The organism is Actinomycetota bacterium (genome assembly GCA_035765775.1).
In the GTDB taxonomy this organism is placed as follows: domain Bacteria; phylum Actinomycetota; class CADDZG01; order JAHWKV01; family JAOPZY01; genus DASTWV01.
In genome coordinates this window covers 196,195-208,755 of sequence record DASTWV010000055.1, presented here as the reverse complement: position 1 = coordinate 208,755, position 12,561 = coordinate 196,195, and the positions used below count along the sequence as shown (strand labels likewise).

11 protein-coding genes are annotated in these 12,561 nt (G+C 71.5%); 10 read left to right on the top strand and 1 reads right to left on the bottom strand.

The window, feature by feature from the left end; all coding sequences use genetic code 11:
• The coding region (locus VFW71_13245; GenBank protein ID HEU5003725.1) for a MoxR family ATPase at positions 1–351 on the bottom strand (351 nt) is incomplete at its 3' end.
• Between the two features lie 365 nt (positions 352–716).
• Between VFW71_13245 and VFW71_13240 the strand changes: the two genes are divergently transcribed.
• The 10 genes from VFW71_13240 (at position 717) to VFW71_13195 (ending at position 12,554) form a co-directional block, all read left to right on the top strand.
• Complete coding sequence (locus VFW71_13240) at positions 717–2,171, top strand: molybdenum cofactor synthesis domain-containing protein (protein HEU5003724.1); 1,455 nt, start codon at positions 717–719, stop codon at positions 2,169–2,171.
• Between the two features lie 39 nt (positions 2,172–2,210).
• Positions 2,211–2,936: a molybdenum cofactor biosynthesis protein MoaE gene (locus tag VFW71_13235; GenBank protein ID HEU5003723.1), complete on the top strand. Its 726-nt coding sequence runs from the start codon at positions 2,211–2,213 to the stop codon at positions 2,934–2,936.
• Between the two features lie 25 nt (positions 2,937–2,961).
• Positions 2,962–4,218, top strand: a complete 1,257-nt coding sequence (glp, locus tag VFW71_13230; GenBank protein HEU5003722.1) for a gephyrin-like molybdotransferase Glp — start codon at positions 2,962–2,964, stop codon at positions 4,216–4,218.
• Between the two features lie 142 nt (positions 4,219–4,360).
• Positions 4,361–4,984 carry a superoxide dismutase gene (locus tag VFW71_13225; GenBank protein HEU5003721.1) on the top strand — a complete coding sequence of 208 codons (624 nt, stop codon included), beginning with the start codon at positions 4,361–4,363 and terminating at the stop codon, positions 4,982–4,984.
• 74 nt (positions 4,985–5,058) lie between these two features.
• Complete coding sequence (locus VFW71_13220; protein ID HEU5003720.1) at positions 5,059–5,466, top strand: hypothetical protein; 408 nt, start codon at positions 5,059–5,061, stop codon at positions 5,464–5,466.
• Positions 5,467–5,580: 114 nt separating this feature from the next.
• Positions 5,581–5,829 carry a hypothetical protein gene (locus VFW71_13215; GenBank protein ID HEU5003719.1) on the top strand — a complete coding sequence of 83 codons (249 nt, stop codon included), beginning with the start codon at positions 5,581–5,583 and terminating at the stop codon, positions 5,827–5,829.
• A 727-nt stretch (positions 5,830–6,556) separates the two neighbouring features.
• Positions 6,557–6,760 (top strand): rhodanese-like domain-containing protein, encoded by a 204-nt coding sequence (locus tag VFW71_13210; GenBank protein HEU5003718.1) that lies wholly within the window; start codon positions 6,557–6,559, stop codon positions 6,758–6,760.
• Positions 6,761–6,763: 3 nt separating this feature from the next.
• The gene (locus tag VFW71_13205; protein ID HEU5003717.1) at positions 6,764–7,270 is read left to right on the top strand and encodes a CBS domain-containing protein; all 507 of its coding nucleotides are present in this window, start codon (positions 6,764–6,766) and stop codon (positions 7,268–7,270) included.
• 69 nt (positions 7,271–7,339) lie between these two features.
• Positions 7,340–7,621 carry a hypothetical protein gene (locus VFW71_13200; protein ID HEU5003716.1) on the top strand — a complete coding sequence of 94 codons (282 nt, stop codon included), beginning with the start codon at positions 7,340–7,342 and terminating at the stop codon, positions 7,619–7,621.
• A gap of 166 nt (positions 7,622–7,787) precedes the next feature.
• Positions 7,788–12,554 carry a thioredoxin domain-containing protein gene (locus VFW71_13195; protein HEU5003715.1) on the top strand — a complete coding sequence of 1,589 codons (4,767 nt, stop codon included), beginning with the start codon at positions 7,788–7,790 and terminating at the stop codon, positions 12,552–12,554.
• The last annotated feature ends 7 nt before the right edge of the window (positions 12,555–12,561 follow it).

Here is a 12,561-nt window from a genome sequence, read left to right as displayed (position 1 = left end):
GCGCTCCACCAGGAAGCGGGGGCCGAAGATGTCGTCCACCGCCTGCTTGTCGCCCAGCGAGGACTCCGTCAGGGTGCGGACGTAGAGGAGCTGGCGGGTGTAGTCCCACTCGTAGAGGGCCTGGTTGGCGTCGATGCCCTCGTAGCACTGCAGCCGGATGAGCTGCAGCCCGAAGGCGGCGGCGATCGCCTTGGACAGCTCGGTCTTGCCGACCCCGGCCTCGCCCTCCAGGAGCAGCGGGCGGCCGAGGCACAGCGCCAGGAACGTTGACGTGGCCAGGCCGCGATCGGCGAGGTAGTTCTGGTCCAACAGAATATCTGCCAGGTCCTCTACAGTTTCCGGAATTTCCATCCCCTTGACCCTTCCGTCGTTTCTGACCACCTTTTACCTACAAGCTCACAATCCTACGCCAGCCCAAAAATTAGTGACTCCAGCCTGAGATCGCACCGTCGACCCAACGCCACAAGCTGGTGCCGACCTGATTCGGAGCACCGGGGACGCCGGATGTGCCCCCACCCCAACTTCCCGGGCCCAGAGTTCCGAAACCTTGTAGAAATTTTACCTCCCTCTCTTCGTTGTCTCTGCGGTAGGCAACGGCGAGGCGCAACGGCGAGGCGCACGGCGAAGGCCAACCGGAGGGGCATAGCGCACCCGCTGGGGGAGAATGCGTGCGCGGGACCTGGGTGGCTTCGGGCGGCGAGAGGGAGAGGGCGACCATGGAAGACAGGCGGCGGGCGGCCATTCTCACGGTGAGCGACGGCGTGTTCCACGGTACGCGCACTGACGACTCGGGCCGGGCGCTGGCCGACGTGCTCACCCAGGCTGGCTTCGAGATCGCCTCCACGGCCGTGGTGGCCGACGAGGTCCCCGAGATTGCCGCCGCCCTCGCCCGGATGGCCTCCGAAGCCGACCTGGTGGTCAGCACGGGGGGAACCGGGCTCGGTCCCCGGGACGTCACGCCCGAGGCGACGCGCACGATCATGACCCGGGAAGCGCCCGGCCTGGCAGAGACCATGCGGGCCGTCGGCCGCCAGGCAAGCCCCATGGCGATCATCTCCCGCGGGCTGACCGGCGTGGTGGGTGAGGCATTGGTTCTCAACCTTCCGGGCAGCCCCAAGGGCGCCGTGGAGAACCTGACCACGGTTCTCGACGTCCTCCCACATGCCTTGCAGCTGCTGGCTGGGCATACCCAGCACACCGCCAGCCAGACCGCCCTGCCGGCCGACGCGGATGCGGGTGCTCCCGCCGCCACGGCGCCGGGCCCTCCCCAGGAACACCGCCACGACCACGACCACGCACACGACCACGCACACGACCAGGGCGCGCCCGAGCCGATCCCGGCTCCGCCTGCCCCCGGCCCACCGGCTGGGGCACTGGTGGGCGTCGGCCCTTCCGACGTCACCCTCGACCTGGCGAAGCACCTGGCCGGCGGGGAAGAGGTTCTCCTGGCCACCGCCATCCGCACCGACGGGGCGCCGCCCTGCCAGCCGGGACAGAAGCTGCTCCTGGGCGCCGGCGGGCCGCTGTCCGGCACGCTCGGGTGTTCGGAGTTCGACGTCTCGGCAGCGGCCGATGCCGTCGATGTGCTCACCACCGGGCGGCCCGTGCTGCGCACCTACCACCACGACCTCGGCACGGTCGAGGTCTACCTCGAGCCCTACCTGCGCCGGCCCCGGCTCGTGGTGCTGGCGGCCACCCCGGTGGCCCTGTGGATGCTGCGCTGGGGCAAGGACCTGGGCTACGAGACGATCCTGGTGGAGTCCCGGGCGAGCTGGATCACCGACGAACACCGGGCCGCTGCCCACCACGTCCTGGCCGACCCGGCTGCGCTGGCCCCGATGCCCGGTGTGGAGATGGAGGTGGTGGGCACGGACCACGACGCGCCCGACGTCGCCGCGCAGATCGCCGCCCTCCTGGTGCACGCGCCCCGGTTCGTGGGGATCATGGGGAGCGCCCGCCACACCGGCCACCATCTGGCCGATCTCAAGGCTGCCGGCGTGCCCCACGAGCAGGTGGGCAGGGTCCAGTCGCCGGTGGGGCTGAACATCGGCGCCAAGACACCCCCGGAGATTGCCCTGTCCGTGCTGGCCGGCCTGCTGGCGGCCCGTAGCGGCCGGCCCGGCGGCTGGATCGACACCCGCACGGCGGGCGAGCGCGTGAGCGCCGGTTAGGCCCGGGATAGCGCTCAGGCCATGCCTATGATGAGCCGGATGACCGCCCCCGGGACCATACAGATCCGCCTGCTCATGTTCGGCGGGCTGGCCTCCACCACCGGCGCGGGCGAGCAGGCGCTGGAGATCGAGGAGGGCATGACCGCCGGCCAGGTGGTGGCGCTGGTGGCCCGCACCTGGCCCGAGGCGGCACCGATCCTGGAGCGGGTGTCCGTGGCGGTCAACCTGGAGACCGTGCCCCACGACCACCCCATCGCCGACGGTGACGAGGTGGCGCTGCTGCCCCCGGTGGCCGGCGGCGCCGGGGCCCGCATCACGAGCGGTGTCCGCACCGAGGCGATCTCCATCGACGAGGTGATGGACCTGGTGGCCGACCCCCGGGCTGGCGGCACCGTGGTGTTCGTCGGCACGGTCCGGGACCACAGCGAGGGCTGGGAGGGCGTCCAGCAGCTGGACTACTCGGTCTACCGGGACATGGCCGAGCCGCTGCTGGCCCGCATCGCCGGGGAGGCCGCCGAACGTTGGCCGCTCAACGGCATGTGCATCCTGCACCGCGTGGGCACCCTGCCGGTGGGCGAGCAGACCGTCGTGGTGGCGGCGTCGGCCCCCCACCGGGGCGAGGCGTTCGAGGCCGCCCGCTACGGGATCGACGAGGTCAAGCGCCGGGTGCCGGTGTGGAAGCTGGAGATCGGGCCGAACGGTGAGCGCTGGATCGGCATCGACTCACCTGCCGAAGGAGGGCCGAGCCCGGTGGTCGCCTCGTGAGCGGGTTGATGGAGTGAGCGGGTTGATGGAAATGGACGAGCGGCGCTCGCTGCGCACCCCCGAGGAGGCGCAGCGCCGGATCCTCGACGCCGTCAAGCCGCTGCCTCCGGTGGCGCTCCCGCTGGTGGAGGCGTGGGGCTGTGTGCTGGCCGAGGACGTGACCGCCGGCTTCGACGTCCCCACGTTCCCGTCGTCGTCGATGGACGGCTACGCCGTGCGGGCCGCGGACCTCGCCGGGGCGTCCGCCGGCTCGCCCGTCACCCTGCGCAAGATCGGCGACGCCCCCATCGGCCATCCACCTACCGAGCGGGTGGAGACCGGCACCGCCATCTGGATCGCCACCGGGGCCCCGGTCCCGGAGGGAGCCGACTGCATCGCCCCCATCGAGGAGTGCATCGAGGAGGGCGACCGCGTCTCGGTCCTGAAGGAGTTCACCGAGGGTTCGTACGTCCGGCCGGTCGGCCAGGACCTGCACCGGGGCGACGTCGTGGTGGCCGCCGGGCGCCGCCTCCTGGGTGCCGAACTGGGCGTCCTGTCCAGCGCCGGGCACGCCACCGCGCTGGTGCATCCCCGCGTCCGGGTGGCGGTGCTGTCCACCGGCGACGAGCTGGTCGAGCCCGGAGCACCCACAAAGTACGGCCAGATTGCCGACGCCAACTCGTTCACCCTGTGGGGCAACCTCGCCGAGGCCGGTGCCCTCCCCCAGCGCCTGGGGATCGTGGAGGACGACGAGGACCGCCTGCGGGCCGCGATGCTGGAGGGGCTGGCCAACGCCGATGTGGTGATCACCTCGGGCGGGGTCTCGGTGGGCCAGCGCGACGTGGTCAAGCGGATCCTCGAGGGCATGGGCACCATCGAGCGCTACAAGGTGTCGATGCAGCCGGGCGCCCCGCAGGCCTTCGGACTGGTGGAGGGCAAGCCCTTCTTCGGCCTCCCCGGCAACCCGGTGTCGGTGTTCGTGTCCTACGAGCTCTTCATCCGCCCGGCTCTCCTCACCATGATGGGCCACAGCTCGATCACCCGGCCCGAGTTGACCGCGGTTCTGGAAGAGGACGTCGCCGGCCCGGCGGAGAAGACCCGCTACAGCCGGGTGCGGGTGACGGGCGAGGCGGGCGCCTGGCGGGCGCGGCCCACCGGTCCGCCGGCGTCGCACCTGCTGGCTACGGTGTCCCGGGCCAACGGGCTGGCGGTGATCCCGGCGGGAACGGCGGTGGCCCGGGCGGGCGACGAGGTCCGCGTCATCCTGTTCCGCGACCGCCGCCTGCTGGACGGGGAGGCCTGAGCGCACGGGGTAGAGTGCCGATTCCGGGGTGGCCCCAGTGGGATCGCCCCCAGATGGGTAAGTAGTTAGGTTGCCTGCACAGTTTGGGAATCGACCGCTCGCTGCCGGTACCTCTTGACCGGCCAAATCGAAGGAGGGTTGCATGGGAGTGCACACGCTGCCGCCACTGCCGTATGCCTACGACGCGAACGAGCCCTACATCGACGCGCGCACCATGGAGATCCACCACACCAAGCACCACCAGACCTACGTGGACAAGCTCAACGCCGCCCTGGACCAGCTGACCGACCAGGAACTGAAGCAGATGCCGGTTGACGACCTGATGCGCCACTTCGGCCGGGTCCCGGAGGACAACCGGGGCCCGATCCGCAACCACGGCGGTGGCCATGCCAACCACTCCCTGTTCTGGACCGTCCTCGGGGGCGAAGGCGGCGAAGCCACCGGCTCGCTGGCCAAGGCCATCGATGATTCCTTCGGAAGCTTCAAGGAGTTCCAGGGTCGCTTCAACGCCGTCGCCGCCAACCAGTTCGGCAGCGGTTGGGCCTGGTGCGTGGTCTCCGCCAAGCGTCTGGTGCTCTACTCGCTGCCCAACCAGGACTCGCCCCTCATCGGCGGCGACACCCCGATCCTGGGCCTCGACGTCTGGGAGCACGCCTACTACCTGAAGTACCAGAACCGGCGGCCGGAGTACATCGAGGCCTTCTGGAACGTCATCAACTGGGACGAGGTGGGGCGCCGCTTCGACGCTGCGATGAAGCTGCCGTAAAGGCAAATCTCAACAGCGTTTAGTCTGGGTTCAAGCGGGTTCCGATTGGACCACGAGTCGGCGGAGGTCGGGCTATGAGGTCGAACGAGGACGACGAGGCCAGCAAGGACGCCACGTCAAAGCTGCCGAAGGAGGGCGCCAACGCGCTCTCCGCATTGCGCAATCTGTGGGGCGCTACCGGGCGTGAGGCGGCGTTCTTCATGGGCGAGGACCGCGCCGACCGCGAGGCCTCCATCGGCCGGGCCACCATGGAATCCGCCATGGGGGGCATCGGTTTCGGCGGCTTGGACACCTTCGCCGAGGAGAACGAGGCCACCCACAACACGCACGCCGCCGGGCAGCGTCTCTCGGCGGCCTGGAAGAAGACCATGGAGCGGGAAGGCAAGATGCTGAACCCGGGCCAGAGTGTCAGCGACCTCATCGCCAACACACGGGAAGGTGGTCTGCCCGGGCCGAACGACGAGGACATGGAGGTGGACTAGCAGCCGGCCCCGCCCGCCGGGGCTCGCGTTGACCAGAACCCCGGGTGGCAGTACAGTGGCAGCGCAGGACTAGGTAGGTTTCAGTACTCACGCATCACTCTCAGGAGGTGCAGGATGGGACTGTTCAGGCGGGGCGGTGGCGGATCGGGCGAGCCGCTGTCGGTTGAGGCGTCAGCTACGATCCCGGACTACGGCTACAACCAGGGCCATGTGGCCGGGCCGTCGGCTGTCAGCGACCTCCTGAAGACCACGTGCTACCCGGTGGAGATGGGTGGCCGGGCCAAGTTCGTCAACCGGGAGCGGACTACCAGCTACCAGCAGGCTTCGGTGTACAACCGCCGGAACTACGACACCATCAACTAGCACTTCTCGTTTCGTGGGCGGGCGGCCTCCGGGCCGCCCGCCTTTGTTTTGCGCCACGCAGCCACCTCTGCCTACGGCCACGGGCACCTCAACCTCGACCCACACGCTCATCGCCCTCCCGGTGGGCAACCACGCGGCACCGATCGCCGGGTCCAGAGTTGACAGCGGGCTCCCTCCCCCTGACCAACCACGGGGCCGCGCCCGGAGCCGTAAGGTCCACCTCGATCGAGGCGGGGGACGTCGTCTTCGCCCCCCGCTGTGTGAGTGGCCTGGCAACGGGTACCGTCACCCTACGTGTGCACAACGTCGGCCGGACTCTCCCGCAGCGTCTCCGTGGCCGCCCAGGGAATCGATACCGACCTGTCTCCCGGGGCCAGCGTAGAGGTGCATGCTCGCCTTGGCGCCCAGCCGGTGGCGTTCTTGTGCATGCATCACCGGTCCGCCGGGACGGCCGGCGTCATCGCCGGGCAGCGATCGGCCCGCACGGAAGGGGTGAGCAATGGCTGGAAGATCTTGCAGAACGGCGGTAGGCGGCGGGACCCGCGGCGGGATGGGCCGCCGGCTGTTGGCGCCTTGGCGGGGCCTGTGAGCCTCCACCCGGATCGCCATCGCGGTCGCGGTGGTCTGGGGTGTGGTCTCGGCGGCGGCTGCCGCGGCGCACACCCTGCTGCACTAGCCCGTACCGCGGTTGAAACCGGTTGCCGGCTGCCATCGGGTGCGGTGGGCCGTGCCGGCTAGCATCGACCGGCAGGAGGTCCTCCGCCTGGCAGCAGCCGGGGCGCAGCTGGTGGAGGTCCTGCCCGCCCGCGAGTACGAGGAGGACCACCTGCCGGGCGCGGTCAACCTGCCCCTGCGCCGGATCGAGGCCGAGGCCGCCACGCAGCTCGACCCCGCCCGGGCGGTGGTCGTCTATTGCTGGGATGGCGCCTGAGACTTGAGCCCGCGGGCCGCGTGGCGGCTCGAAAGCCTCGGTTTTTCCCAGGTCTACGACTATGCCGCCGGCAAGCTCGACTGGATGGCGGCCGGGCTGGCGACCGAGGGGACGGGGGCGGCGCAGCCCCGGGGCGGCGGCCTAGCCCGCCGGGACGTGCCTACCTGCGGCCTGGGCGATCCCTTGGGGGAAGTGGCCGGGCGCGTGCGGGCGCAGGGGTGGGACGCCTGCGTGGTGCTCAACGGCGAGCAGGTCGTCCTGGGCTTGCTGCGGGCGGCCGAGCTCGCCGGCGATCCCTCCCGGACCGCCGAGCAGGCGATGCGGCCCGGCCCGAGCACCTTCCGGCCCCATAGGCGCGCCGCCGAGCTTGCCCGAGTCATGCAGGAGCGGAGGTTGCCCAACGTTTGCATCACCACCTCGGACGGCAAGCTGGTGGGCCTGGTCCGGCGCGGCGATGCCGCGGCCGCACTTGCGGACGGCCCCCCGAGTCGGGATCCCGGCGACGGCTGACTCCCCCGTTGATGGCGGGGCGCACCCGCGGGCGGGCGCGGCACCCTACCTGGGGCGCATGTCGGGGCCGTGCGCTTCGAGCCCCCGGAGCGCATCTGCTTCTGCCTGCTGGCGGGACCCGTCCCCCACGTGCTCGAGGAGTTCGTCCTCGCCCCGACCGGGGAGGGCGCCACATCGACCCTGACGTACCGGGGGGAACTGGGCGCGGACCTGTGGGTGCTCGGACGGATCTACGGCGCCAGGATTGTTCGCCCGGTGTGGGAGGCGGCGGTGCGCTCCACGCTGGACCGGGCGAAGATCGCGGTGGGGCAGCGGGGTGCGGCGCACCGCCGGCGGAAGCCGTCATCTTGACGTGGGCTGCGGCATGGCCGGCCTTCGGCTCGAGGAATCCGTCACCGGGCTGCTGGGGTCGCCTGGGTTCCTCGCAGCGGAGAATGCTGGATAGCATGGAAGGGTCGCGCCTCCCGCGATCGCCATTCCCGGCCCGCCGTGGACAAGCCCAGGAGTATCCGCCGCCATGCCCAACCGACTCGCACGTGAGACCAGCCCCTTCCTTCTGCAGCACGCCGAGGATCCCGTGGACTGGTACCCCTGGGGGGAAGAGGCATGGAGCCGAGCCGTGGCAGAGGACAAGCCGGTCTTCGTCTCCATCGGCTACGCCAGCTGCCATTGGTGCCATGTCATGCACCGGGAGTCGTTCGCCGATCCGGAGATCGCCAAGCGCCTGAACGCCAGTTTCATTGCCATCCTGGTGGACCGGGAAGAGCGTCCGGACCTGGATTCCGCCTACCTCGAGGCCCTGCAGACCCTGATGGGCGACGCCGGCTGGCCGATGAACATCTTCCTCACCCCCCAGCGCAAGCTCTTCTTCGGGGGCACCTACTTCCCGCCGTCGGCCCGGGATGAGCTGCCGTCGTTCGGGGCAGTGCTGGAGTCGGTCACCGACGAATGGCAGGACAGCCGGGCGCAGCTGGACCACCAGGCGGACGATGTCGTGGCGAAGATGCGGGCCCGGGATGCGGCGCTGTCCGAGCGCAGGGCGCTGAGCCAGGAGCTCTGGGACAAAGGCATCCTGGCCATCCAGTCCACCGCTGACCTGGTGCACGGTGGCTTCGGCGAGGCCCCCAAGTTCCCCCAGCCCTGCATGGCCGACCTGATGCTGCGAGCCGCGGTCCGGGGCCCGGGTGGGGCGCACGGCGCCGCCGACCTCACCCTGCGCCGCATGGCCCGGGGCGGGATCTACGACCAGCTCGGGGGTGGGTTCCACCGCTACGCCAGCGACGAAGCCTGGGCTGAGCCGCACTTCGAGAAGTTGCTGCACGACAACGCCCTCCTGGCCCGGGCGTACACCCACGCCTGGCAGTCCCGGCCGGACCCGCTGTTCCGGCGGGTGGCCCTGGAGACCCTGGACTACCTGGTGAACGACCTCCGCTCGCCCGAGGGGGCCTTCTTCGCCGGTGAGGACGCCGAGTCGCTCACCGCTGACGGAACCCCCGCCGACGGTGCCTTCTACCGCTGGGATCCCGCCGAGGTCCATGAGGTCGCGCCCGAGGCGGCGGCCTTCTTCACCGGGACCGCGCCGTGGAACCCCGCCCGTCCCACCGGGGGCCCCGCCGGGGACACCCTGGTCCTCAGCGCCGCAGGCGACGTCCCTCCCGAGGGCGGGCGAGCGGCCCTGCGTGAGGCCCGCTCCCGCCGTCCCCGACCGGCCGTGGACCGGATGATCCTCACGTCGTGGAACGGCTTGGCCATCGGGGCACTGGCCGAGGCCGGGCGGGCCTTTGACCGTCCGGACCTCGTCGAAGCCGCCCGCACGGCGGCGGCATTCCTCCTCGACCGTGCCCGGACCAACACCGGGGGCCTGTTCCACCTCGCCACCGGGGGCAACCCGGCGGGGACCGGCCTGGCCGAGGACTATGCCTACCTGGCCGACGGCCTGTTCGCGCTCTGGGAGGCAACCTTCGAAAGCCGCTGGCTCGAGGCCTGCGAAGGTCTCGCCCGGTACCTGGTGGCCCACTTCGCCGACGCCAGCCCCGACGCCAGTCCGGACACCAGTCCCGAGGGCATCGCTGGGATCTTCTCCACCCCCGACGACGGTGAGGCACTGGTGCTGCGCCGCAAGGACTTGATCGACGGGGTGACGCCCTCGGCCAACGGCGTGGCCTCGCTGGTCCTGCAGCGCCTCGGCACGGTGCTGGGCGATGCCGGCCTGGAGCGTCTGGGCGTCGAGATCCTGGAGGCGGCGCAGCCGGTCATGGCCGGGGCGCCCCAGGGGTGCGCCATGCTCTACGCCGCCCTGGACTACCACCTCGCCGGCCCCCGGGAGATCGTTCTGGTCGGACCGGATGCCACCCCGCTCCGGCGGGTCGTCGAAGCCCGGTTCATCCCCAACCGGGTGCTGGTGGGCCGGGCGCCGGGCGAACCCGGCATCGCCTCCCCCCTTCTGGCCGGCCGTCCCGAACCAGCGGAAGGGGCCATCGCCTACGTGTGCGAGCGCGGTGCGTGCCGGCGGCCCACCTCCGATCCCGACGAGCTCGCCCGCCAGCTCCACCAGCCCGGGTTGCCCACGCCCGAGCAGTTGGCCCGGGCCGCCGCCCTGGGAGGGTCCACCTTGCAGCGGATCACACTCCTGGAGCGCCTCGACAACCCCCGGTGGATCGACCCGCTGCACGAGCAGGGCTTCTTCCGGAACCCGCCGGGCCTGATTGACCACTACCTGCCCGGGGTCTCCGGCGCCCCGCCCTGGCCGGACTCGAAGTACCTGGCCAAGATGGCGGGGGTGGACCCGTTCGCCGTCCACCGGGTGGCGTTGGCCATCCCGGACACGGACAATTCCCTGGTCCAAGAAGATCTGACCGACGCGGCGCTCGCCCTGCCCCCCGACTTGGCAGCCGACCTGGCGGCCCGGGCCGAAGGGTGGCTGCGCTCGTCGCCTTACCACGTGATGCTGCCCAAGAAGCTGGGTGCCCTGATGGCGGCGCTGGCCAAAGGGGGCCGGCCCGATGCGGCGATCGCCCTCGCCCGGGTGCTCCTGGAGCTCCTGGCAGACACCGCCCCGCCTCCCCGGGGGGCGGCGGCCGAGGAGGGGCTCCCGGCGCGGCCGCAGCCCTGCGCCCGCTTCAGTGCCTTCGACTACGTGGACATTCTGAAGGAGCACATGCCCGCAGTGACCGCCGCTGCCCCTCTGGCCGCGCTCGACCTGCTGGCCGACGTCGTCGCCAGCGCCCTCGTGCTCTCGACCACCGAACCCGACCCGGTTCCGGGGCCGGACGGGTCGCATCTGTGGCGGCCGGCCATCAACGAGGACCCCCGCAACCTCGACCGCACCGTGCGCTCCCCGCTGGTCACCGCCCTGCGGGACGCAGCTGAGTTGGCCGCCCGGGAGAACCCCGGCATGCTCTCCGAGCTGTGCGCCCGGCTGGAAACCCGCGGGTGGGCGATCTTCCGGCGCCTCGCGCTCCACCTGCTGGCGGCCTTCCCCCAGGACGCGCCCGCGGCGGCCGACGAGCGCCTGGCGGACGTCGCCCTGCTGGACGACCCGGTGACCAGCCGGGAATGGCTCCTGCTGGCCCGGAGCCGGTTCCCTGCCCTGAGTGAGGAGGAGCGGGAGCGCATCCGGGCTGCCGTCCGGGCCGGGCCCACCCCTGCGCGCTGGGATCCGGTGCCGGAGCGCTGGGCGGCCGACCCGGACGATGCGGAGGCCGCCGAGGCGTTCCGGATCGGCTGGGTGACCACCCGGCTGGATGCCTTGGAGGCGGCGGGGGCGGAGCCCCCGGACGGTGCCTTCGCCTTCCTGCCCTCGGAGCCGCCGGTGGACCTCACCACCCCCAAGCAGGCCGAGTGGCTGCGCTCCGCCCCCGCCGCCGAGCTGGTGGTGTTCTGCCGCCGCTGGCGCCCGCCCGGGCTCATCGGCGCACCCACCGAGGCCGGGTTCCAGATCAAGCTGGCGGAGGTGGTCACCTCCGGGCCGGAGCCCTTTGCCGTCCACGCCGGGGAATTGGCTGCCCTGCCCGACGCCTACCTCCGGGCGGTTATCGCCGGCTTCCGGGAGGCGATCCGCCAGGGCTCCGCCTTCCCCTGGGAGCCGGTGCTGGCGCTGTTCGAGGAGGCGGCCCGGTCGGGATCGGTGGCCCTGCGCACCGGCATCGCCCGCACCCTGGGAGCGGGGTTCACCACCGGTGATGTCGAGCTTCCCCACGAACTGGGCGACCGGGCGTGGGGGGTCATCGAGGTGCTCGCCGGCAATGCCGAGGTGGCGGCCGAAGCCCTGCAGGCGGCCGTTCGCTACGCTCTCTGGCGCCGGCGGCAAGTGGAGAGCGGCCCCCGGGGCAGGGAGATCGCCCGCAGCGGCTGGGAGACGATGCCGGAGGTGCGCGTGCTCCTGGAGGCCCACCTCGCCGCGGGCGGAGCCGCCGAGGTGCGGGCGGCATACGGGCAGTGGTTCCCCTGGCTGCTGATGCTGGATCCCACGTGGGCCATCGGGCATCGGGACGCCATCTTCGGCGCGGGCGAGGCCAACGACGAAGGGGAAGACGGCGCCGGTTCAGACGCCCGCAGTGTGGCTTGGGACAGCTACGTCGCCCGGACCTCGGTCTTCGACCAGGTCTTCGACCTGCTCGCCGACGACTACCGTCGGGCCATCGACTCCATCGCCCCGGACGAGATGCTGACCCGTCCCCGGCAGGGACTGGTGGAGCATCTCATCGGCCTGTACCTGCGGGGCCGCATCCCGCTGCAGGGCAGCCCACTGGGGGATTTCTTCGACCGGGCTCCGGCGGACCACCGGGCCTACGCGATGTCGTACATCGGCCAGATGCTGGGCAATCAGGAGATCGAGCGGGTGCCCGGCGAGATCCTCGGCCGGCTGATGAAACTGTGGGAATCCCGCGTGGCGGCCGCCGGGGCTGCCGCTGCCGAGCCGCACTACGCCGACGAGCTGGCCGTGTTCGGGGCCTGGTTCGCCTCGGGGCGCTTCGAGTCCGGGTGGGCGGTGCGCCAGCTGTCCGCCCTGCTCAGCCTGACCGGGCGGGTGGGGAACACCAGCAAGGTGGTGGAGCGCCTGAAGGCCGAGATGGACGCCATGCCCTACGAGGTCACCACCTGCATCGCCGCCCTCGTGGCCAGTGAGGTCGGGGCGATCACCATCCTGGGCTGGGGCAAGGACGCCCAGCAGATCCTGAGCCGGATCGTGGGCGGGTCGGATCCCCGGGCTCGGGACATCGCCCTGGACCTGCTGGACACCTTCGACCTGCAGCAGGTGGCGGAGTTGGTGCGCTGGCGGTAGAGACCGA

Bases quoted from the DNA above. Each gene is read 5' to 3' on its own strand.
- VFW71_13195 (HEU5003715.1), top strand. From the start codon at position 7,788: ATGCCCAACCGACTCGCACGTGAGACCAGCCCCTTCCTTCTGCAGCAC.
- glp (HEU5003722.1), top strand. From the start codon at position 2,962: ATGGAAATGGACGAGCGGCGCTCGCTGCGCACCCCCGAGGAGGCGCAG.
- VFW71_13215 (HEU5003719.1), top strand. From the start codon at position 5,581: ATGGGACTGTTCAGGCGGGGCGGTGGCGGATCGGGCGAGCCGCTGTCG.
- VFW71_13240 (HEU5003724.1), top strand. From the start codon at position 717: ATGGAAGACAGGCGGCGGGCGGCCATTCTCACGGTGAGCGACGGCGTG.
- VFW71_13220 (HEU5003720.1), top strand. From the start codon at position 5,059: ATGAGGTCGAACGAGGACGACGAGGCCAGCAAGGACGCCACGTCAAAG.
- VFW71_13235 (HEU5003723.1), top strand. From the start codon at position 2,211: ATGACCGCCCCCGGGACCATACAGATCCGCCTGCTCATGTTCGGCGGG.
- VFW71_13225 (HEU5003721.1), top strand. From the start codon at position 4,361: ATGGGAGTGCACACGCTGCCGCCACTGCCGTATGCCTACGACGCGAAC.